Below are 19717 nucleotides of genomic sequence, written 5' to 3'. Positions count from 1 at the left end.
GATCGGATGCTCTCCTTCAGCTCGTCGAACTCGGACTGGATCGACGCTGCCGTCACTGCACTGCAGTCGGGCGACCTCTACGTCTCGCCGAAGGCGCCGGACGCATCGGACCTGCAGAGTGCGCTCAGCGGTGTGATCCCGGGCGACGGCTCGATCGCCGTCGTCGTGCTCCCGGCGGATGCCGATCTCGGCACGGTCTACGACCTCGAACTGCTCGATCGGATCACCGAGCGCGCTCCGCAGAAGACCGTCATCCTCGCTGTCGGCGACGATCTGCAGGCCGACTCGACGGTGATCGACAGCGACGTCGCGTTGCGGATCGCGAACGAGAATGAGAACGCATCCGCTGGAGACCTGCAGGCCGCACTCGTCGAGACCGTGACGGAGATCTCGGCGGAGACGCCGGCGTCGTCGGGTGGAACTTCAGGGGCAGGTGGCGCAGATCCGCTGATGCCTGCGGTCATCGGGGGTGTCGTCGTGATCGCGGCTGCCCTCACCGCGTTCGGCCTCCTCATGCGGCGTCGCCGACGCAAGCTGGCGGTTTCGACGGATCCGGTGCCCGCCGGCATCCGTCTGCGAGTGAACCGTCTGCGCGAACTCCGCGCCGACTACGCCGCGGTGCCGGGCAGCCCGGTCGCGTCCGAGACCGCCGCGGGCATCGACGCCCTCGCGTCGCACGTCGAGCAGCTGTTCATCCGACTGAACGCCAAGGCGGGTCAGGATCAGAGCGTGCTCGCCGAAGCCGAGTACTCCGACAAGCTCGCTCGCCTCGTCGCCGCGCTCGATCGCGACTACCTGCTCGATCTGCTCACCCGGCCGGATCTCTGGGACGCCCCGGACGAGCGCATCGCCGAGGTGCGGGAAGCCCTCGCCGCCGTGACCACCCAGATCGTCGACAACATCAAGCAGGTCAACGCCCGTACGGGATTGCTGTTCCAGGTGTCGCTCGACTCGCTCATCGGTCGCAGCGAGTTGCGCGACTGGGAGCGTCAGTTCAAGCAGAGCTCCGGCGGGTAGACACCGCTCCTCCAGCGCAGTCTCGCTCCCCCGCATCAGCAACCAAGGTTGACAGATCTGTTCGTAGCAACCTAGGTTGACAACATGGAATCCTCGCAGATCGCAGCGGTGGCAGCGGACACCAGCGACCCGAGAACCGGCTTGCGGGCAGTCGCATCGTTGCGCGTGCTCGCAGACACCCTGGAGCTTCGGCAGGTCGAGGCTGCTCTGCGCTCAGGCATGAACTGGCAGGAGATCGCCGACGCACTCGGAGTGACCCGACAGGCCGTTCACAAGAAGCACTCGAAGCGAGTGGACCCCACCATTCCGATCTCAAGGAGGAACTCATGAGCAAGTTCGTTCGCGTCGCTCAGACGAGCCAGTCTCTGTCTCTTGCCGCCATGGAAGAAGCATCCCGACTCGGGCTTCGCACCGCCGACATCGAGCACCTGTTCCTCGCCCTCGTGATCAACGATAAAGCCGCAGGCCGGGCACTGCGCGACATCGGCATCGACCTCGACGCCGCCCGTCGCGCTGTCGAAGAGCAGCACGCGGCTCAACTGGCATCCCTCGGCATCGAGGCATCGTTTCCCGAGGCCGGGCGCATCGTGTTCCAAGAGACCGACGGGTACGAGTGGAGCAAGCGCGCTTCTGACCTCATCGCTCGCTCGGCCGACAAAGACAAGGCGGGCGACGCCGCCGCGGTGCTCCGAGAACTTGTGGCCGAGCCGAGCGGCATGATCGCTGACATACTCGAACGCCTGGGCACCACCCCCGCTGCGCTGCTCGCGCAGCTCGACGCTCCCGACTCGTCAACGCCCGCGACCACGCCTGCCGCTGCAGCGATGAGGGGGCGGATCTCAGGGTCGACGGAGACATTCGTTCCTGCGCCGATCGCGCGAGTGTGGGACTACCTCGCCGAGCCGACGAACATCCCCCACTGGGAGATGAGCGTCGGCTCGATCGAGAATGCACGACAGGATGCCGCCGTCAGTGGGGTGTGGACGGGCTTCGCACGCGAACGACGTCCGGACGGAAAGCCGGTGAAGGTCAAGCCGAAGTTCCGTCGCCGCAGAATCGAACTCGTCGCGGCGCACGGACCTGAGCGGATCGCCTGGAGCTTCGCCTACCCCGATGCTCCTCGGAGCAATCCGGCTCTTTACGAGTTCAGCCTGGCGCACACCAGCGGCGGTACTCAGGTCTCGATCACCACGTCATGGTCTCGCCGAACCGGTTGGCGAAGGGTGGCGGGACTGCCGCTGCGTCCGATCCAGAAGTTCATCGTGTGGATCACACTGTTCCAGACCGGCGGCGCGATCAGCCGAGCATTCCGCTGAGGACGAAGTCATTGAGGGCGCAGCCTCAGGCAGCGCCGAGCAGTTCCGTCATCTTGGCGTAGAACACGGCGGGGTCCCCCGCGAGCGATGCCTTCACCATCGCGCTCCAGTCGTCGACGATCACCTCGATCGAACCGGCCGCGAGGCCGTCGAGTGACCGACGGGCCACGTCGCGAGGATCGATCTTGGGCCCGTCGTAGTTCGCCATGAGATCCGTGTCGGCGGCACCGAGATGCACGCCCTGCACGAGGGTTCCCTGACCTGCGAGCTCCAGCCGAACCCCGTTGGTCATGTTCCATGCCGCAGCCTTCGCGGCGGCATACCCTCCGGCACCCGGAGACGCGAACCACGACAGCGCCGACAGCACGTTCACGACCGCGCCGCCGCCGTTCGCAGAGAGGATGGGAGCGAACTCGCGGATCACGTCGAGGGTGCCCCAGTAGTGGGTGTCCATCTCGCGGCGGAGCTCCGGCAGGTCGCCGGTCACCAGGCCCGCACCCGTGGATATCCCCGCGTTGTTCACGACGACAGTCACGTCCTGTGCCACGCCGGCCGCCTCGACGATCGAGTCGTGGTCGAGCAGATCGAGCCGGACCGGCACCGCGCGCCGGTCGTCGAAGTCGAGCGTGTCAGTGCGACGCGCGGTCGCGTACACGGTTCGGGCACCGCGTTCGAGCAGTTCGAGCACGAACTGGCGGCCGATTCCGCGGTTTGCTCCGGTCACGAGGGCGATCTGGTCGGTGACGTTCATGGGTTCCTTGCTTCGTTGGGATTCTGCGCTCTCCGGCCCGATCGGGCCGACACCGCTACGCTAGAACCTGACGTTGACGTCAAGGTCAAGTCCGAGACACGAACACGGAGGAACGGATGCGGATCGGCGAGGTCGCACGTCAGGCAGGGGTCAGCACGAGGGCGCTCCGCTATTACGAAGAGCAGGGGCTGCTCGCCTCGGAGCGCACGCCCAGCGGACAGCGCGAGTATGCCGCGTCGGCCGTGGAGCGCGTCCGACTCGTTCAGCAGTTCTTCACCGCGGGAGTGCCGAGCCGCACGATCGCGCAGCTGTTGCCCTGCGTCGACACCGGACACGGTTCCCCGGAGGCCTTCGCCCTGCTGGCGGCGGAACGCGATCGCATCACCGGCGCCATCGAGGGGCTCACGGCCGCCCGCGATGCCCTGGATCTCATCATCGACATCGCCCACAACCCCACCCCGGAGCACTGCCCGGCCCTCCGGCACCCGGCGTGGGAACCACACGTCACCATCGAGGGGCCGGCAGCCACGCCCGAGCGGGTGTGACTGCATCACCTCTGTCGTCGGTACGTGATGGCGGGGCGTCCTCCGACACCGAGTTCGACGTCGGCCGCGACCTCATAGACCTCCCGGATCAACTCTGCCGTCAGCACCTCGAGCGGCGTTCCTGCGGTCACCACGCGCCCCTCGCGCAGCACGACGATGGTGTCGCAGTACATCGCCGCGAGATTGAGGTCGTGAATGGCGATGACAGTGGTGATCGGCAATGCGCACACCAGGTCGAGCAGCTCGAGCTGGTGCCGGATGTCGAGGTGGTTCGTCGGCTCGTCGAGAAGCAGTTCGGCAGGTTCCTGCGCCAGGGCGCGGGCGATCTGCGCGCGTTGGCGTTCTCCTCCTGAAAGGGTGTGCCAGAGCCGATCAGCCTGCTGCATCAGCCCGACGTGCGCGAGTGCTCGATCCACCGCTGCCTCATCGGCGTGGGTGGCGCTTCCCAGTGCCGAGCGGTGCGGGATGCGACCCAGACGAGCGACATCGCGAACGGTGATGTCCACGTCGGTGTCGGCGTGCTGCGTCACCGACGCCACCGATCTCGCGATGCGTCGCCTCGGAACGTCGGTGAGGTCGACCCCGTCGAGTGTGACGAGTCCGGCGGTCGGCCGCACGAGGCCGTGCAGCAATCTCAGGAGCGACGACTTGCCCGAGCCGTTCGGTCCGAGCAGGCCGACGGTCTGCCCGGCTTCCGGGTGCAGAGTCACCCCGTCGACGACGAGGGTTCCGCCACGGTTCCACGACACGTTCTCGGCTCGGAGAGTCATGGGCGTCTTCTTCTCCGTGCCAGCAGGGCGATGAACACCGGGACGCCCACGAGCGCTGTCCCGACCCCGACCGGGAGCGGTGTCGGGGAGAACGCGACCCGTGAACCGGCATCGACCCAAACCATGAAGATGGCTCCGATGATCGCGGTAGCCGGGATCAGACGCGAGTGTCGAGCACCGGCGATCAGCCGTGCGGCGTGCGGGAGCACGAGGCCGACGAAGCCGATCGCGCCTGCGATGCTCACCAGGGTCGCGGTGATGAGAGCAGTCGTCACGAGCAGGACGGCCCGAGTTCGTGTCACATGGATGCCGAGTGAGGCTGCGACGTCATCACCGAAGGTGAATGCGTCGAGCGTGCGGGCGTAGCGGAGGCAAAGGAGGGAGCCCGCTGCGACCACGGTCGCTGACAGCGCTGCATCGTCCCAGCGCACCCCCTCCAGCGATCCGAGCAGCCAGAACATCACACCTCGTGTCTCATCCGAATCGGCGAAGGCGAAGATGATCAACGAGGTCAGGGCCGAGAACAGCTGTGTGCTTGCCACCCCCGCGAGCACGACGCGGTCATTTCCGCCGCCGGACAAGCGGGCGAGCAACAGGACGAGCCCGAACGCGACGAGCGCTCCGAGAAAAGCTCCCCCCGACAAGCCGATCGTCGCGCCGCCGAGCCCCAGGATCCCGATGGCGACAGCGCCGGTCGAGGCGCCTGACGATATTCCGAGGATGAACGGGTCGGCGAGAGGGTTCCGCAGAAGCGACTGCATGATGACCCCGCAGATCCCGAGCCCTGCACCGCATGCCGCCGCGACGAATGCCCGTGGCAGACGCTCCTCCCACACGATCGCGTCTTTCGATGCCTTCACGGGGATGTCGGCGAGGCCGAGGTGATTCGCCACGATGTCGCGCACGTTGACGATCAGGATGTCGGCGGGGCCCAACGTGATCGCCACCCCGACCGAGAGGAGGAGCACGAGAAGTCCGGCGAAGACGAGCGCACTCGAGGTTCCGAGGCGACGGACGCGTGGTGGGCGCTGGGAGGCTCCGCTCGACGAATGTTCGGCAGAGCCCCTCAGTGCGGTGGGGGTCAGAGCTCGCCCTCGTGCTCGACCCACCACGCCTTGATCTTCTCGAGGCCGTCGACGAACCTGATGGACGGGTTCAGCTCCGCCCCGTGCAGTGCGATGTAGCGCTGATGCCCGACCGCATCGATGGTCTTCGTCAACGGGTCGGACTCGAGGAAAGCCACCTTGTCATCCAGGCGGTCCCCGGGAAAACGGTCCCGCTGGAGATCGCCGAGGATGAAGATCTGCGGATCGCGATCGGCGACTTCCTCCCATGTGGTCGCGGGCCAGTCATCATCGAGGTCCGTGAACACATTGTCGAGCCCGGTCATCGAAGCCAGGAGTGCGGCAGAACCGAGACCGCCCGCGACGTACGGCGTCTTCGTGTCTGCGAACCAGAAGGCCACCGAGGCGCCCTCGAAATCGACCCCCGTGGTCGCCGCCTCGGCACGCGCCTGCAGGTCGGCGATGAGTTCGTCGGCGCGGTTCGAGACGTCGAAGATCTCGCCCAACTCCGCGATCTCCGCATAGAGAGCATCGATCGTGAGCGGTGTCGTGCGTGTTCCGCCTCCGTTGATGCTGGTCCCGTTGTCGCAGTCCGTAGGCGAAAGGTAGGTGGAGACATCCGTCTCAGCGAACCGCTCTCGCGTCGCGACGCCGCCCTCCGCGAAATGTCGACCGAAAGAGGCGGTGACGAAGTCCGGATCGGCGCCCAACGCGACCTCGTAGGTCGGCGCATTGTCCGCGAGTCGCGGAACATCGGCGTTCGCATCCGCGAGGGAGTCGAGCACGGGATCGGTCCATGACGCAGTGCCCACCAGGCGATCCTCGAGACCCAGAGACAGAAGGATCTCGGTCGAGTTCTGATCGAGTGAGACGACTCGTTGCGGCGCAGCGTCGACGGTCACCTCGACGCCGCAGTTGTCGATGGTGAGAGGGTAGATCGTCGCTCCCTCCCCCGATGCAGCGGTCGCTTCCGGCTCGACCGCCTCCGAGGCGCCGCATCCTGCGAGTCCGACCGTGAGCGCCGCGGCGAGGACGAGAGTGAACACGGCACGCTGCTGCACAACGACTCCTTCATTCGGGGGGACTCGATAAGGGTAGCCTTACCTGAGTCATCATGCGAATCCAGGGTCCGCCCAGACGAATGCCCATCGCCGCGGTGGAGCTCGGGCGATGAGCGCCCGGGGCGTCGCTGTCGGCCCGTCGGAGATCAGGCGGAAGGAGCAGCGGTCGAGGCGCGCACGATCAGCTGAGACCCCAGCGTCACGACGTCGTCGATCGCCGAGCCGTTCATCGCCTGCAGCAGGAGATCCACAGCGAGCGCACCGCTGCGTTCGATCGGCATCCGCACCGTCGTGAGTGCTGGCGTGACCGCGCCGGCCAGATCGATGTCGTCGATGCCCACGATGCTGATGTCGGCGGGGCAGCGCTTGCCGAGCTCGAGCAGGCCTGCCTCGAGTCCGAGCGCGACGAGGTCGTTGTAGGCGATCACGGCCGTGGCACCGCTCGCTGCTGCCGGGGCGGCGGCGGCGCGGCCGCCCTGGATGGATGCGGCATGGTGGCTGAGGCCGGTGAGACGGATGCCGTGGCGCTCGCACGCGCGGGCGACGGTGTCTGCTCGGCGCACGTCGGCCCACGATCCTCGAGGGCCGGCGGCGTAGGCGATGCGCGTGTGGCCGAGGGCTGCGAGGTGCTCGATCGCCTGCGCCGGCCCGTGCTCGGTGTCCATCAGCACGCAGGGGGCGCCGTCGATCTGGCGGTTCACCACGACGTAGGGGGTGTCGCCGACGAGTTCGAGCACGTCGACATCGGGAAGACGAGGGCTGCACAGCAGCATCCCGTCGAGCTTGCGGGCCTGCTCGATCTGCTCGCGCTCACGGCGCAGGTCTTCATCGGCGTCGAACAGCACGATGCGGTGGCGACCATGCCATGCCTGACCCTGGATCGCCTTGAGCAGCGTGGCGTACACAGGGTTCGACACGTCGGGCACGACGACCCCGAACGTGCGGGTGGCGGTGGCTGACTGCGGGGTGGAGTAGCCGAGCTCCCCCGCGGCTTCGAGGACGCGACCGAGGGTGTGCGGCGCGAGACGATCCGGCTCTCCGAACGCGCGGGAGGCGGTCGCGATCGAGACGCCTGCTCGTCGTGCCACGTCCGTCAGCGTCGCTGCCATGTCGATCTCCCACCCTCGCAGGCAATCCTACGATCCTCACCCTCGATGTAAAACGGCTTGACAAGTTTGTACAAAAGCTGCACACTGATTTTCATGACGATCAACGCCGATCACCCTCAGCGGTGCGCGGCCCCGAGCGAAGGAGCCACCGCGTGAGCATCCCAGCACCGGCCCTGCGCCGCACGACCTCTGCGACCGCATCCCCCCTGGTCGCCCCGACCGCTGCAGGCATCCTGCACCTCGGACTCGGCAGCTTCCACCGCGCACACCAGGCCGTCTACACCGCGGCAGCACTCCAGTCCGCCGGCGGCGACTGGGGAATCGTCGGCGTCGCCTCGCGTTCGCGATCCATCGTCGACGCGATGCACGCGCAGGACATGCTCTACTCGGTCGCGACCATCAGCCCCGGCAGCACGTCGCTGACCATCCCCGGCGTGCACACCGACGCGTTCGTCGGCGCCGAGCAGCCCGAGCGCGTCGTGGCACAGATCGCCGACCCCGGCATCCGAATCGTCACCCTCACGGTCACCGAGAACGGGTACAGCTACTCCCCCGCGACGCAGCATCTCGATCTCGACGACGACACCGTGCGCTCCGACCTCCGCGGCGGCGCAGCCCGCTCGACGATCGGCCAGCTCGCCCGCGGCCTGCAGGCCCGTGCCGCGGCCGGCGGCGCGCCAATCTCGATCCTCAGCTGCGACAACCTCTCATCGAATGGCGCTCACACCGAGAAGCTCGTCCGCGAGTTCCTGCAGGAGCTTCCCGGTTCCGAAGGCGCGGACGCCCTCGCTTTCCTCGACCGCGCCGTATCGTTCCCCTCGAGCATGGTCGACCGCATCGTGCCGTCGACCACCGCCGAGCTGCGCACCCGCGTCAGCACCCTGCTCGGTGCGCGAGATGACATCCCCGTGCCCGCCGAGCCGTTCACGATGTGGGCGATCGAAGACCGCTTCGCCGGCGGCCGCCCCGCGTGGGAAGCAGGCGGCGCCGTGTTCACCGACGAGGTCGGACGCTACGAGCAGATGAAGGTGCGCCTGCTCAACGGCACGCACTCCCTCATCGCCTATCTCGGCGCACTCAGCGGAGTGGGCACGATCCCCGAGGCGATCGGACTCGACGGTATCGAGAGTGCAGCGCGTGCGGTGCTGCGCGACGAGTACGAGCCCTCGATCGAGGTGCCGTCCGGCGTCGACATCCGCGCCTACGAAACCGAGCTGTTCGAGCGCTGGGCCAACAGCGCCCTGGGCCACCGCACCAGCCAGGTCGGCACCGACGGATCGGTGAAGCTGCGCCAGCGCATCCCCGAGCCCGCCCTCCTCGCCCTCGGCCGCGGCGACATGCCGCACCTGATCGCACTGACGGTCGCCGGCTACCTGTCGTGCATCGCTCCGCTTCCCGGGTTCGATCCCGGCCTGCACGCCGCCGCGATGACCGACGCCTCCCGCGAGCGCCTGGCCGGATTCGCCGCCACCGCCCGAGGCGGTCGCGAGCTCGCGACGCGCGTGATCGCCGAGCTGCATCTGTTCGGCGCAGAGCTCGGGGCGGAGGAAGCTTTCATCGCACGAGTCGGAGACCTGATCGACATCATCCGTCGGCAGGGCGTCGACGCCGCGATCACCGATGCCGTCTCGGCATCACAGTCCCCCACATCATCACTCATCAGCGCAGAGGAGATGCAGCCATGAAGGCTCTCGCCATCCACGGCAAGGAAGACATCCGCTGGGAAGACCGCGAGGTCCCGAGCCCCGGTGACGGAGAGGTGCGCCTCCGCGTGAACTACGTCGGCATCTGCGGATCCGACCTGCACTACTACTTCCACGGCGCCAACGGCGAGTACACGATCCGCGAGCCCCTGACCCCCGGTCACGAGCTGTCGGGCGTCGTCGACCTCGACCCGTCGGGTCGCCTGGCACCCGGCACCCCCGTCACCGTGCACCCCGCGCGCTACGGTCCCGAGGCGCCGGGCCTCGAAGCTCACCCGCACCTGCGCCCCGGAGGCGACTACTTCGGCAGCGCCGCGGCGAACCCGCACCGCCAGGGCGGAGCATCCGAGCTGCTGATCATCGAAGACCACATGGTCCGCGTGCTGCCCGCATCGCTGCCGCTCGAGCGCGCGGCCCTCGCCGAGCCGCTGGCCGTCGCGATCCACGCTGTGAACCTTGCCGGTGACATCACCGGCAAGCGCGTGCTCGTGATCGGCGCCGGACCCATCGGACTCCTCGTCGTCGCCGCCGCCGTCAACGCGGGAGCATCCGTCGCGGGCGCCAGCGACGTGCGAGAAGAGCCCCTCGACCGCGCGAAGACCCTCGGTGCCACCGAGGTTTCGCTCGTCGGTCGCGACACCATCGACAACGAGTCGTACGACGTGGTCTTCGAATGCTCCGGCGTCGGAGTCGCCCTCTCGTCGGCGGTCCGCGCCGCTCGCCGCGCGGGCACGATCGTGCAGGTCGGCATGCTCCCGAACGCCGACATCGGAGTGAACCTCGCCCCGATGCTCGCCAAGGAGCTCACGATCCGGGGCGCCTTCCGCTTCTCCACCGAGATCGACGACGCGGTGGCCCTGCTCGCCGCATCCGACGCCCTCGACTCCGTCATCTCGCACGTCCTCCCGGCATCCGACGCCGTCCAGGCCTTCGAGCTCGCTCGCGACTCGTCGGCCTCGGCGAAGGTCCTGCTGTCCCTCTAGCGACACCCTCCACCCGACACCTCACCCTGTTCCTGGTCCGAAGGAGTACCTCCCATGTCAGAACCGCAGACGACGGCCACGGCCGCCGATCCCACCGAGAAGAGGTCGGTCAAAGACCTCGTGCGCGCCGCCATCTCCGGATGGCTCGGCACGGCCCTCGAGTTCATGGATTACCAGCTCTACTCGCTGGCAGCCGCTCTCGTCTTCGCCGACCTGTTCTTCTCGTCGGAGAACCCGGCTGTCGCGGTCGTCGCCGCGATGGCCACCTACGGCGTCGGCTACGTCGCCCGCCCGGTCGGCGCCTTCTTCTTCGCGCGCCTCGGTGACAAGACCGGCCGCACGAAGGTGCTGTTCTACACGATCCTCCTGATGGGTCTCGCGACCACCCTCATCGGCTTCCTGCCCACGTACAACCAGGTGGGCGTGCTCGCGCCGATCCTGCTCGTGCTGCTGCGCATCGCGCAGGGCTTCGGTGCGGGCGCCGAGATCTCGGGCGCCGGCGTCATGCTGGCCGAGTACGCACCGGCCAAGCGCCGAGGCATCATCGCCTCGCTCGTCGCCCTCGGCACCAACTGCGGCACCCTGCTCGCGTCGGGCATCTGGGCGATCCTGCTCGTCGCCTACAGCGAGCAGGAAGTCATCGACTGGGCATGGCGCATCCCGTTCATCGGCAGCGCGATCATCATGCTCTTCGCGATCTGGGTGCGCTTCAACCTCAAGGAGACCCCGGTCTTCGAGGAGCGCGACGACGTCGTCGACGGCAAGGCGCTGTCCCGCGAGGAGACGATCCAGCTCGCCACCGAGACCAACGACATCCGCACCCTCGAGGCGATGAACCGCAAGCCCTGGAAGGCGTTCTCGATCGCCCTGCTGCTGCGCTTCGGTCAGGCCGGCAACTCCGGCATGATCCAGACGTACCTGATCAGCTACATCACCGTCGTGCTGCTGCTCGACCGCTCGATCGGCGTCAACGCCGTGATCGTCTCGTCGCTCGTCGCCTTCATCACGGTGCCGCTCTCGGGCTGGCTGGGTGACCGCTTCGGCCGCAAGCGCATGTACATGGTGTGGGCGGTCGTCGCACTGATCGTCATCGTCCCGACCATGCTCATGATCAGCAGCGGTGTCACGCTGCAGGTCTTCATCGGCTACGTCGTGCTGCACAACCTCGCGGTGATGAGCTTCGCGTCGCTCGAGAACCTCACGCTGCCCGAGCTGTTCGGTGCGCGCAACCGGTACACGTTCACGGCCATGGCACGTGAGATCGCGGCCATCATCGCGACCGGCGCGGGCCCCGTCATCGCCGCCGCCTGGGTCTCGGCCGCCACCGGCTCGTTCATCCCGATCATCATCATGCTGTTCATCTTCACGCTGAGCGCACTGATCGCCTCGATCTGGATGCCCGAGGTCGCCGGCCGCGACCTGACCGACCCCCGCGACGCGATCTGATCGCCTCGCACATCACGACCAGGGGTGCGGACGCGACGCGCGTCCGCACCCCGCACCTCGCCCCGCATCCTCAGGAGAACGACATGACCATCGAGATCGTCGACGTCAACATCACCAGCCCCGGACGCAACTTCGTCACGCTCAAGATCACGACCTCCGACGGCATCGTCGGCCTGGGCGACGCCACGCTCAACGGTCGCGAGCTCGCCGTCGCCTCGTACCTCTCCGATCACGTGGCATCGATGCTCGTCGGCCGCGACGAGGACCGCATCGAAGACACCTGGCAGTACCTCTACCGCGGACCGTACTGGCGTCGCGGCCCGGTGACCATGGCCGCGATCGCCGCGGTCGACATGGCGCTGTGGGACATCAAGGCGAAGAAGGCCGGGATGCCGCTGTACCAGCTGCTCGGCGGTGCGAGCCGCGAGGGCGTCCGCGTCTACGCCCACGCCTCCGGCACCGACTACGCCGCGCTCAAGAACGCGATCGCCGGCTATGAGGAGCTCGGCTACACCGCCGTGCGCGTGCAGACCGGCGTGCCCGGCCTCGGCCAGATCTACGGCGTCTCGTCGACCGGCCCCGGCGTGCGCTACGACTACGAGCCCGCCAAGCGTTCGGGCGACCGCCCCAGCGAAGAGACCTGGGACACCCGCAACTACCTCAACCACATGCCCGGGATCTTCTCGAAGATCCGCGAGGACTTCGGCACCGACCTGCGCATCCTGCACGACGGACACCACCGGATGTCGCCGATCGAAGCTGCGCGCTTCGCGAAGGACATCGAGCCCTACGACCTGTTCTGGCTCGAGGACTGCACCCCGGGTGAAGACCAGACCGCGCTGCGCCTGGTGCGCCAGCACTCGACGACGCCGCTCGCGATCGGCGAGGTCTTCAACTCGGTCTTCGACTACCAGACCCTCATCACCGAGCGTCTGATCGACTACGTGCGCTCGGCGGTCACCCACACCGGCGGCATCACGGCCATGAAGAAGCTGCTCGACTTCGCCGCGATCTACGGCATCAAGTCGGGCATCCACGGCCCGACCGACATCTCGCCCGTCGGCATGGCCGCGGCGCTGCACCTCGACCTCGCGATCCACAACTTCGGCATCCAGGAGTACATGCCCCACAACGAGCAGACGCTCGAGGTGTTCCAGACCTCGTTCACGTTCGACAAGGGCTTCCTGCACCCCGGCGACAAGCCCGGGCTCGGTGTCGATCTCGATGAGGATGCCGCGGCCGGCCACGAGTACACCAAGGCCTACCTGCCGGTGAACCGTCTGCTCGACGGGACGGTCCATGACTGGTGAGGCCATGACTGGTGAGCCGCGCCGGGTCGCCCTGTCGCCGCGCACGGTCGACTCCCGCCTGATCGTCGTCGCCCGTGCGAAGCGGGCGGAGGACTACGACGCCGTGCTCGACGTGCTGGTCGACGCCGGCATCCGCAGCGTCGAGCTGACGCTGACCACGCCAGGCACGTTCGCGCACTTCCCTAACCTGCTCGCGCGGTTCGGCGACACGATCGACCTCGGCATCGGCACCGTGACGAACACCGATGATCTGGCACGGGCGATCGAAGTGGGCGCGGCCTACATCGTGACGCCGATCACGTCGACCGACTTCGTCACTCAGGCGACGGATGCCGGTGTGCCGATCGTCCCGGGCGGGCTCACGCCGACCGAGCTGTTCGCATCCTGGTCTGCGGGTGCGTCTGCCGTGAAGGTGTTCCCCGCAGGGCAGGTGGGCCCCTCGTACCTCAAGGATCTCCGTGGACCGTTCCCCGACCTCGTCGCAGTGCCCTCGGGCGGCGTCGACCTCGCCGGCGCCGACGCCTGGCTGCGTGCCGGCGCGGTGGCCGTGAGCGTCGGCGGTCCGCTGCTCGGCGACGCCTTCGGCGGAGGCGACCTCGGTGCGCTGCGCGAGCGTGCCGCCGCGTTCGTCGAGGTCTGCGCACGGAGCACTGCATGACCTCGCCGTCTGTCGTCACACTCGGCGAGACCATGGCGCTCGTGCGCACGACCGAGATCGGCTCGCTGCGGCACGCGAACGCGATGGCCTTCGGCATCGGCGGCGCCGAGAGCAACGTGGCGATCGGGCTCGCGCGGCTCGGTGTGGCGGTGTCGTGGCTCGGACGCGTCGGCGACGACTCTCTCGGCGAGCGCGTGGCCCGCGAGATCCGCGGAGACGGCGTGCAGGTGCATGCTGTGATCGACGCCGAGGCGCGCACCGGCCTGATGGTCAAGGAGCGCCCGTCGGCATCATCCACCGCCGTGCACTACTACCGCGCCGGATCCGCCGGATCCCGCCTGCGCCCCGAGGACCTGCCCGAGGGCTGGGTCGAAGGTGCCTCGCTGCTGCACATCACCGGGATCACTCCCCTGCTGTCCGACACCGCGCGGGACGCCGTGCACGCAGCGATCGACCGGGCGCAAGCATCCGGTGCGACCGTGAGCTTCGACATCAACTACCGCTCCGCGCTCGCGTCGCCGGAGGTCGCGGGGTCGGTGCTGCGTGAGCTCGCCGAGCGCTCCGACATCGTGTTCGGCGGCGAGGAGGAGTTCGCGATCCTGTACCCGGAGCGGTCTGTGGCGGATGCCGCGGCAGCGCTGCGGGATGCCGGATGCGCGACCACCGTCGTGAAGCTCGGTCCCGCGGGTGCCGCCGTGATCACGGCGGACACGGTCGTCGAGGCCGGCGGCTTCGTGATCGAGGTCGTCGACACCGTCGGCGCCGGCGATGCGTTCGTCAGCGGATACCTGAGCGCGCTGCTCGAAGGACTCGACACGGAGGCGATCCTGCACCGGGCGAACGCCTGCGGTGCGATGGCCTGCCTCGTGCCCGGCGACTGGGAGGCAGCACCCACCCGGCGCGAGCTCGAGCGCTTCGTAGACCGGGATTCCGATCCTGTACGTCGCTGACCCGGCGCGGACGACGCTGCAGGACGCGTAGCCTCGAAGTATGTCGAAAGCCGTCGTCTCTCCGTCCGCGGCTTCCGCACACCCGATCGCCGAGGCGCCGCGCGCGCCGCTGTTCGCCTTCGCCGCCGTGAACTCGCGACCGATCGCACTCGCGTACCGGATCCTCGCCGTGCTCGTCATCGCCACCGGTGCGATCCGCCACGCCGACCTCCTGACCGAACAGCCGGACTGGACGGTCTTCCTCTTCTACACGATGGTCAGCAACCTGCTCTGCCTCGCGTGGATGCTGCTGCTCATCGTCCGCACGGTGCGCGACCTGCGGCGCAGTGGGCCGGTCGGCACCTCGACTCCGAGCCCGCGTGTGAGCGGTGCGGTGATGATGGCGATCACGGTGACGATGCTGATCTATCTGGTGGTCCTGGTGCCGACGCGGTTCGCCGACGGCGACACCGACGTGTTCTCGCTCACCGACAACCTCATCCACATCGTCACACCGATCCTGCTGATCGCAGACTGGATGCTGTTCGTGCCCAAGGGATCCTTCCGCTGGACCGACCCGCTGCTGTGGATGCTCATCCCCTACGCCTACCTCGGCTGGGCCTTCGGCTACGGAGCACTCGGCGGGGAGTTCTACCCGGGACAGACCTATCCCTACCCGTTCATGGACGTGGGTGCTCTCGGAATCGGCGGTGTCGCCCAATGGGTCGTGGCGCTGACCGTGGCACTCATCCTCGTCGGCCTGGTGTTCGTCGTGATCGACCGCGTACTCGCGGCTCTCGTGCGTCGGAGCGCACGAGCGGTCAGTTGATGATCTCGCCGCGCTCGTCGCGGATCACGGCCAGCCGTTCGCGCCATGCGGCGAGCGCCTCGGGAGCCAGGCGCGTCCAGTCGTGCACCTCGCGGATCACCCGCAGCGGCTCGCTGCTGCGGTACGAACGGGTCGGGTTGCCGGGGAACTTCTTGTCGGTCACGTTCGGGTCGTTCTCGAACTCACCCGTGACCTCGACCTCGTAGACGCGCGGCTCGCGGTCGCCGGGAGCGAGCTCGGCCGCAAGGCCGGCGCCGTCGGCCACCGCCGTGAAGTAGATGTGATTCATCACGATCTCGGGGCGGTAGTTCGAGGGGAATCCGGCGGTCAGCAGATCACCCGGTCTGAGGTCGGCCTTGGTCCCGTGGAAGAAGGGTCCGTCATCCAGTACGTCGGTCACGCGCAGCATCCTACGTGTGGTGGGGCTCCGGCCTGTCGACGTCGACGCGACAGGCTCGAAGCCCCTCGAGATCAGTCCGCGCCGCGCGGGCCGACGCCCGGCTCGTCATTGTGCACCGACTGCTCGGTGTCGACGCCTTCGGCGTTCTCATCCCACGAATCCGGCTCCACCCGCACCGCTTCGGCGGGCCCGGAATCGGCTCCACCGCCTCCGGCCGGGATGCCCTGGACGAGATGCGGATCCTCTGCGCCCCGCTCCTTCATCTGCTCGGCGATGCGCTTCTCGGCGTCGCTCGCCTCGGGTCCTGCTCCGCCGCTCACTCGGTGCCGTCCCTCAGGTCACGGGGCGCATCGCCGCTGGCGGCATCCGGGTCGTCCTCGGGTGCGAGATCTCCCTGTCCGTCTTCGCCCAACTCCGCCTCGAGCGGATCCTCTCCCTGGGTCTCGGGCGCCTCGGTGTCGGTGGGGAAGGTGCCGTCGGTGAAGCCGTCGACCGGAGGGATGCCCGGCATCTCCGGCGGCAGACTGTTCGCGAATGCATCGATGTTCGTCATGGTGCCTCCTGAGTTCGTTTCCGAGTTGCCCATGATCCCTCGGTTCTGCGGCGAGCGCAGGGCGGTTGACAGCTCGGTTCAGGGCGAGGAGGATTCCCGCCCGTGGCGATCGGATCTGTCACACCGCGGGCAGTCCTCTCGTCTTAGGAGAAGGACGCGCGACGACCGCTCGCGCGACGCACTCGACTCCTCGAAAGGCTCCCCATGGACTTCGCTCTCGCTGTTCAGGACCCCACGTTCCTCGCGATCGTCGGCGGGCACATCCTCGTGCTGTTCCTCGCCGTGCTGTTCACTGTGCTCCGTCGCTACTCGGTCGGCGGCTTCTTCGCGTGGGTGGCCACGATCGCCTCGCTGCTGTTCGGCCTGTTCTGGTTCCTCGTGCTCGGCGGCGGTCGCAAGAACGCCCAGGCCGACGAGTCGGTGCAGTTCGCCCTCGATCCTGAGGGCGGCCTGTGGGTCACGCTCTACATCGTCGCGGCGCTCGTCGTCGCGTACTCCATGACGTGGATCTGCAAGCGCGGACGCGAGCGCGCACAGGCCTCGGGAGGCGCTGTGGCGGGCTCTTCGGCAGTCTGACGAGCGGAGAAGTCGCGACATCCCGATGTGCCGCAGTCGGGAGGGTGAGGTGGCGGGGCCCCCACGACGCCCGCCACCTCTGATCGCGAACGACGACGGGGCTCCCCCCGGAACACCCGTGCCGTCCACGCGGCGACACGACGTCAGATCACGAGTCCGATGTCGCACCGCCATTGATCAGGACGCGGATTCCGCCGTTTCATGACGCGGAAGACGAAACATCTCACCGACTGCACTCCCCGAGGCGTGAGAGCATCGACACACCCCCACCCGACGATGCGAGGAGAAAACGGATGCTCGACACTTCTGACAGCGTGCGGCTCGGCCGCTCCGGCCTGAAGATCTCGAAGATCGTGCTCGGATGCATGAGCTTCGGCGTCGCCGATCGCGGAGCGCACGGGTGGACTCTCGACGAAGAGACCAGCCGCCCGCTCATCAAGCAGGCCCTCGAGGCCGGGATCACCACCTTCGACACGGCCGACGTCTATTCCGACGGGACCAGCGAGGAGATCGTGGGGCGCGCACTCGCCGACTTCGCTCAGCGCGACGAGATCGTCATCGCGACCAAGGTCCATGGGCGCATGGGCCCCGGCGCCAATCAGGCCGGACTCAGCCGCGCGCACATCCTCTCCGGCATCGACGCGAGCCTGATGCAACTCGGCACCGACCATGTCGACCTCTACCAGATCCACCGCTGGGACCCCGAGACGCCCATCGAAGAGACCATGCAGGCGCTGCACGACGTCGTCCGCTCGGGCAAGGCCCGGTACATCGGCGCCTCGTCGATGTGGGCCTGGCAGTTCGCCAAGGCCCAGCATGTCGCCGCGCAGAACGGGTGGACACCCTTCGTCTCGATGCAGGATCAGTACAACCTGCTGCAGCGCGAGGAGGAGCGGGAGATGCACCCGTACTGTCTCGACTCGGGTGTCGGCGTGCTGCCGTGGTCGCCTCTCGCCCGAGGCAAGCTCACGCGCGACTGGGATGAGACGACCGCGCGCACCGAGACAGATGCCTTCGGCAAGACGCTCTATCGCCGAGAGGAGGACTCGAACCGGGCGATCGTCGAGGCCGTCGCGCGCGTCGCCGAGGGGCGGGGAGTCTCCCGCGCGCAGATCGCGCTGGCCTGGGTCGCCCAGCAGTCGGCCGTCACCGCGCCGATCGTGGGTGCCACGAAGGCGAGCCACATCGCGGATGCCGTCGCCGCGACCGGCATCCGCCTCGAGCCCTCCGAGATCGGGGCACTCGAGAGCGCCTACACTCCGCGGGAGGCGGAGGGATTCTGAGCCACGAGGTCAGCAATCCCCTCGAAGGGCCGCGGAGCCGACGTTAGCGAGACCGATCCCCGCGGCGTCTACTCGATCTGACCGATCGGCTCGCGCTTCTCGGCCTGGAACTGGTCTTCCGCACGCCCACGGGCCCAGTAGGCCGAGATCGAGAGGTGCTCGCGCGGCACGGCGTGCTCTTTCAGCAGCGCTCGAACTGCCTTGATCGTTCCGCGCTCACCGTGAGCGAAGACACTCGGGTCCCCGTCGCGCCACGCGAGGCTCCCGACCACCGACAGCAGTTCGTCGTCGGTCTGCGTCCAGTGGACCAACACCCCTGCCGGCACCTCGGGCAGGATGCGGTCGGCGGGATCCGCGATCGACAGCACGATGTACCCGACAGCACCCGGGGCGAACGCCTCGACTGCCGACGAGATCGCCGGCAGAGCCGTGTGGTCGCCGATCAGCAGATGCCACGGCGCCGTCGGGTCGGGGGCATACCCGCCGCCCGCACCGCTGACCACGAGGGTGTCTCCCGGCTGCGCGCGGCGAGCCCAGGGCCCGGCCACGCCCTCATCGCCGTGCACGACGAAGTCGATCACGAGGCGCTGCCGCGCGACATCCGTCGCTCGGACCGTGTACGTGCGGCGAGTCGGGAGCTTCTCGGGGCTCTCGGCACGCAGCTGTGTCAGGTCGTACGGCGGCGTGAGTCCGTGAGCCGGGTCGGCGAACAGGATCTTCACGTACTTGTCCGTGGAGGAGTTGTCGATGAACGCCTCGTAGCCTTCTCCGCCTGCGGTGATGCGGATGAGGTCGGGACTGATCTGCTCGACCTCCTGCACCGTGAGTACCGCCTGGCTCGGTGCCTTCCGAGGCTGATCTGTCATCGGGTCTCCTGATGTGGGGGGGTGTCGTCCACTCCAGTCTGCCGTGGTCAGCTGTGGCTCGGGTCGGACCGCGCCTGTGCGATCGCCGTCATCAGCTCTGCGGTGCGATCGCTGCGCAGGATCCGAGCCCCGCCGCGGGTCAGCTGCAGCCGCACGGCGGGCCCTGCCGACCAGAGCAGGTACTGCTCCGTGCCGGCGAGGCGCCAGCCCCACCCCTGCGCATCGGCGAACGAGACATGCGTCTCCTCGACGCTCTCGATCACCTCGTGGGATATATGCATGATCCGGAATGGATCGAGGTACACGTCGACATGGGTGGCCGTGACGACGACGGTCGCCCGGCGCATGATCAACAGCAGAACGGCGATGAGCACCATGATGGTCGCACCCACGACCACCGCGAGCAGCCAGCCGTTCATCGACTCCGGGTGGGCGACCAGCTCGGGAATCGCCAGCCAGGCGACGAACGCCAGCAGAGCGAACGTGAGGATGCCGGCGATCGGCATCCATCCGGGCCCCGTGCTCCGCTCGCGGAAGGGGGTCATCCC

The 19717-nt window shown here is 68.0% G+C and carries 23 protein-coding genes; 13 read left to right on the top strand and 10 right to left on the bottom strand.

Going from position 1 to position 19717, the window contains the following annotated elements; translation table 11 throughout:
• The first annotated feature begins 6 nt into the window (after positions 1 to 6).
• The 3 genes from IXW21_RS11740 to IXW21_RS11730 all read left to right on the top strand — a co-directional run bounded on the left by IXW21_RS11740 (position 7) and on the right by IXW21_RS11730 (position 2333).
• A complete protein-coding gene (locus IXW21_RS11740) occupies positions 7 to 1017 on the top strand; it encodes a hypothetical protein (protein ID WP_194764435.1) in 1011 nt (336 codons plus the stop codon).
• Between the two features lie 84 nt (positions 1018 to 1101).
• A complete protein-coding gene (locus IXW21_RS11735) occupies positions 1102 to 1347 on the top strand; it encodes a hypothetical protein (protein WP_194764434.1) in 246 nt (81 codons plus the stop codon).
• Positions 1344 to 2333 (top strand): SRPBCC family protein, encoded by a 990-nt coding sequence (locus tag IXW21_RS11730; protein WP_194764433.1) that lies wholly within the window; start codon positions 1344 to 1346, stop codon positions 2331 to 2333. Before IXW21_RS11735 ends, IXW21_RS11730 begins: the two co-directional genes overlap by 4 nt.
• A 25-nt stretch (positions 2334 to 2358) precedes the next feature.
• Here the strand turns inward: IXW21_RS11730 and IXW21_RS11725 are convergent, their stop codons facing one another.
• Positions 2359 to 3084 carry an SDR family oxidoreductase gene (locus tag IXW21_RS11725; RefSeq protein WP_194764432.1) on the bottom strand — a complete coding sequence of 242 codons (726 nt, stop codon included), beginning with the start codon at positions 3082 to 3084 and terminating at the stop codon, positions 2359 to 2361.
• A 116-nt stretch (positions 3085 to 3200) separates the two neighbouring features.
• Between IXW21_RS11725 and IXW21_RS11720 the strand changes: the two genes are divergently transcribed.
• A complete protein-coding gene (locus IXW21_RS11720; RefSeq protein ID WP_194764431.1) occupies positions 3201 to 3629 on the top strand; it encodes a MerR family transcriptional regulator in 429 nt (142 codons plus the stop codon).
• Between the two features lie 5 nt (positions 3630 to 3634).
• Here IXW21_RS11720 and IXW21_RS11715 read toward each other — a convergent pair whose 3' ends face one another.
• The 4 genes from IXW21_RS11715 to IXW21_RS11700 all read right to left on the bottom strand — a co-directional run bounded on the left by IXW21_RS11715 (position 3635) and on the right by IXW21_RS11700 (position 7633).
• A complete protein-coding gene (locus IXW21_RS11715; RefSeq protein WP_194764430.1) occupies positions 3635 to 4399 on the bottom strand; it encodes an ABC transporter ATP-binding protein in 765 nt (254 codons plus the stop codon).
• Positions 4396 to 5508, bottom strand: a complete 1113-nt coding sequence (locus tag IXW21_RS11710) for an iron chelate uptake ABC transporter family permease subunit (protein WP_194764506.1) — start codon at positions 5506 to 5508, stop codon at positions 4396 to 4398. Before IXW21_RS11710 ends, IXW21_RS11715 begins: the two co-directional genes overlap by 4 nt.
• Positions 5481 to 6524, bottom strand: a complete 1044-nt coding sequence (locus IXW21_RS11705) for an ABC transporter substrate-binding protein (protein WP_194764429.1) — start codon at positions 6522 to 6524, stop codon at positions 5481 to 5483. Before IXW21_RS11705 ends, IXW21_RS11710 begins: the two co-directional genes overlap by 28 nt.
• Before the next feature lie 146 nt (positions 6525 to 6670).
• Positions 6671 to 7633, bottom strand: coding sequence for a LacI family DNA-binding transcriptional regulator (locus tag IXW21_RS11700; protein ID WP_194764428.1), 963 nt, complete (start codon positions 7631 to 7633; stop codon positions 6671 to 6673).
• 152 nt (positions 7634 to 7785) lie between these two features.
• On the opposite strand from IXW21_RS11700, the gene IXW21_RS11695 reads away from it, so the two are divergent.
• The 7 genes from IXW21_RS11695 to IXW21_RS11665 all read left to right on the top strand — a co-directional run bounded on the left by IXW21_RS11695 (position 7786) and on the right by IXW21_RS11665 (position 15491).
• On the top strand, positions 7786 to 9318 hold the full coding sequence (locus tag IXW21_RS11695) for a mannitol dehydrogenase family protein (protein ID WP_323742232.1): 1533 nt from the start codon (positions 7786 to 7788) through the stop codon (positions 9316 to 9318).
• Positions 9315 to 10319, top strand: a complete 1005-nt coding sequence (locus IXW21_RS11690; protein ID WP_194764426.1) for an L-idonate 5-dehydrogenase — start codon at positions 9315 to 9317, stop codon at positions 10317 to 10319. Before IXW21_RS11695 ends, IXW21_RS11690 begins: the two co-directional genes overlap by 4 nt.
• Before the next feature lie 54 nt (positions 10320 to 10373).
• Complete coding sequence (locus IXW21_RS11685) at positions 10374 to 11765, top strand: MFS transporter (RefSeq protein WP_194764425.1); 1392 nt, start codon at positions 10374 to 10376, stop codon at positions 11763 to 11765.
• An 83-nt stretch (positions 11766 to 11848) separates the two neighbouring features.
• Positions 11849 to 13075, top strand: coding sequence for a D-mannonate dehydratase ManD (gene manD, locus IXW21_RS11680; protein WP_194764424.1), 1227 nt, complete (start codon positions 11849 to 11851; stop codon positions 13073 to 13075).
• Complete coding sequence (locus IXW21_RS11675) at positions 13065 to 13733, top strand: bifunctional 4-hydroxy-2-oxoglutarate aldolase/2-dehydro-3-deoxy-phosphogluconate aldolase (protein ID WP_228528451.1); 669 nt, start codon at positions 13065 to 13067, stop codon at positions 13731 to 13733. The genes manD and IXW21_RS11675 overlap by 11 nt, the downstream gene beginning before the upstream one ends.
• The gene (locus IXW21_RS11670) at positions 13730 to 14683 is read left to right on the top strand and encodes a sugar kinase (RefSeq protein WP_194764423.1); all 954 of its coding nucleotides are present in this window, start codon (positions 13730 to 13732) and stop codon (positions 14681 to 14683) included. Before IXW21_RS11675 ends, IXW21_RS11670 begins: the two co-directional genes overlap by 4 nt.
• Before the next feature lie 40 nt (positions 14684 to 14723).
• Positions 14724 to 15491: a Pr6Pr family membrane protein gene (locus IXW21_RS11665; RefSeq protein WP_194764422.1), complete on the top strand. Its 768-nt coding sequence runs from the start codon at positions 14724 to 14726 to the stop codon at positions 15489 to 15491.
• Here IXW21_RS11665 and arr read toward each other — a convergent pair.
• The 3 genes from arr to IXW21_RS11650 form a co-directional block, all read right to left on the bottom strand.
• The gene (arr, locus tag IXW21_RS11660; protein ID WP_228528450.1) at positions 15484 to 15900 is read right to left on the bottom strand and encodes an NAD(+)--rifampin ADP-ribosyltransferase; all 417 of its coding nucleotides are present in this window, start codon (positions 15898 to 15900) and stop codon (positions 15484 to 15486) included. The genes IXW21_RS11665 and arr overlap by 8 nt on opposite strands.
• A 62-nt stretch (positions 15901 to 15962) precedes the next feature.
• Complete coding sequence (locus tag IXW21_RS11655; RefSeq protein WP_194764420.1) at positions 15963 to 16211, bottom strand: hypothetical protein; 249 nt, start codon at positions 16209 to 16211, stop codon at positions 15963 to 15965.
• Positions 16208 to 16444, bottom strand: a complete 237-nt coding sequence (locus IXW21_RS11650) for a hypothetical protein (RefSeq protein WP_194764419.1) — start codon at positions 16442 to 16444, stop codon at positions 16208 to 16210. The genes IXW21_RS11655 and IXW21_RS11650 overlap by 4 nt, the downstream gene beginning before the upstream one ends.
• 204 nt (positions 16445 to 16648) lie before the next feature.
• Between IXW21_RS11650 and IXW21_RS11645 the strand changes: the two genes are divergently transcribed.
• Together IXW21_RS11645 and IXW21_RS11640 are read left to right on the top strand one after the other, a co-directional pair.
• Positions 16649 to 17020, top strand: coding sequence for a hypothetical protein (locus IXW21_RS11645; RefSeq protein ID WP_194764418.1), 372 nt, complete (start codon positions 16649 to 16651; stop codon positions 17018 to 17020).
• A 293-nt stretch (positions 17021 to 17313) separates the two neighbouring features.
• Positions 17314 to 18303 (top strand): aldo/keto reductase, encoded by a 990-nt coding sequence (locus IXW21_RS11640; RefSeq protein ID WP_194764417.1) that lies wholly within the window; start codon positions 17314 to 17316, stop codon positions 18301 to 18303.
• 68 nt (positions 18304 to 18371) lie between these two features.
• On the opposite strand, the gene IXW21_RS11635 is transcribed toward IXW21_RS11640, so the two are convergent.
• Positions 18372 to 19169 carry a siderophore-interacting protein gene (locus tag IXW21_RS11635; protein WP_194764416.1) on the bottom strand — a complete coding sequence of 266 codons (798 nt, stop codon included), beginning with the start codon at positions 19167 to 19169 and terminating at the stop codon, positions 18372 to 18374.
• A gap of 47 nt (positions 19170 to 19216) precedes the next feature.
• The gene (locus tag IXW21_RS11630) at positions 19217 to 19714 is read right to left on the bottom strand and encodes a hypothetical protein (protein WP_194764415.1); all 498 of its coding nucleotides are present in this window, start codon (positions 19712 to 19714) and stop codon (positions 19217 to 19219) included.
• Positions 19715 to 19717 lie beyond the last annotated feature (3 nt).

Source organism: Microbacterium sp. UFMG61, assembly GCF_015354505.1.
In the GTDB taxonomy this organism is placed as follows: domain Bacteria; phylum Actinomycetota; class Actinomycetes; order Actinomycetales; family Microbacteriaceae; genus Microbacterium.
Note: the sequence above shows the minus strand (reverse complement) of the source record. Positions and strands in the feature narration are given on the sequence as shown.

Bases quoted from the DNA above. Each gene is read 5' to 3' on its own strand.
- IXW21_RS11740 (WP_194764435.1), top strand. From the start codon at position 7: ATGCTCTCCTTCAGCTCGTCGAACTCGGACTGGATCGACGCTGCCGTC.
- IXW21_RS11735 (WP_194764434.1), top strand. From the start codon at position 1,102: ATGGAATCCTCGCAGATCGCAGCGGTGGCAGCGGACACCAGCGACCCG.
- IXW21_RS11730 (WP_194764433.1), top strand. From the start codon at position 1,344: ATGAGCAAGTTCGTTCGCGTCGCTCAGACGAGCCAGTCTCTGTCTCTT.
- IXW21_RS11725 (WP_194764432.1), bottom strand. From the start codon at position 3,084: ATGAACGTCACCGACCAGATCGCCCTCGTGACCGGAGCAAACCGCGGA.
- IXW21_RS11720 (WP_194764431.1), top strand. From the start codon at position 3,201: ATGCGGATCGGCGAGGTCGCACGTCAGGCAGGGGTCAGCACGAGGGCG.
- IXW21_RS11715 (WP_194764430.1), bottom strand. From the start codon at position 4,399: ATGACTCTCCGAGCCGAGAACGTGTCGTGGAACCGTGGCGGAACCCTC.
- IXW21_RS11700 (WP_194764428.1), bottom strand. From the start codon at position 7,633: ATGGCAGCGACGCTGACGGACGTGGCACGACGAGCAGGCGTCTCGATC.
- IXW21_RS11690 (WP_194764426.1), top strand. From the start codon at position 9,315: ATGAAGGCTCTCGCCATCCACGGCAAGGAAGACATCCGCTGGGAAGAC.
- IXW21_RS11685 (WP_194764425.1), top strand. From the start codon at position 10,374: ATGTCAGAACCGCAGACGACGGCCACGGCCGCCGATCCCACCGAGAAG.
- manD (WP_194764424.1), top strand. From the start codon at position 11,849: ATGACCATCGAGATCGTCGACGTCAACATCACCAGCCCCGGACGCAAC.
- IXW21_RS11675 (WP_228528451.1), top strand. From the start codon at position 13,065: ATGACTGGTGAGGCCATGACTGGTGAGCCGCGCCGGGTCGCCCTGTCG.
- IXW21_RS11670 (WP_194764423.1), top strand. From the start codon at position 13,730: ATGACCTCGCCGTCTGTCGTCACACTCGGCGAGACCATGGCGCTCGTG.
- IXW21_RS11665 (WP_194764422.1), top strand. From the start codon at position 14,724: ATGTCGAAAGCCGTCGTCTCTCCGTCCGCGGCTTCCGCACACCCGATC.
- arr (WP_228528450.1), bottom strand. From the start codon at position 15,900: ATGCTGCGCGTGACCGACGTACTGGATGACGGACCCTTCTTCCACGGG.
- IXW21_RS11650 (WP_194764419.1), bottom strand. From the start codon at position 16,444: ATGACGAACATCGATGCATTCGCGAACAGTCTGCCGCCGGAGATGCCG.
- IXW21_RS11645 (WP_194764418.1), top strand. From the start codon at position 16,649: ATGGACTTCGCTCTCGCTGTTCAGGACCCCACGTTCCTCGCGATCGTC.
- IXW21_RS11640 (WP_194764417.1), top strand. From the start codon at position 17,314: ATGCTCGACACTTCTGACAGCGTGCGGCTCGGCCGCTCCGGCCTGAAG.
- IXW21_RS11635 (WP_194764416.1), bottom strand. From the start codon at position 19,169: ATGACAGATCAGCCTCGGAAGGCACCGAGCCAGGCGGTACTCACGGTG.
- IXW21_RS11630 (WP_194764415.1), bottom strand. From the start codon at position 19,714: ATGACCCCCTTCCGCGAGCGGAGCACGGGGCCCGGATGGATGCCGATC.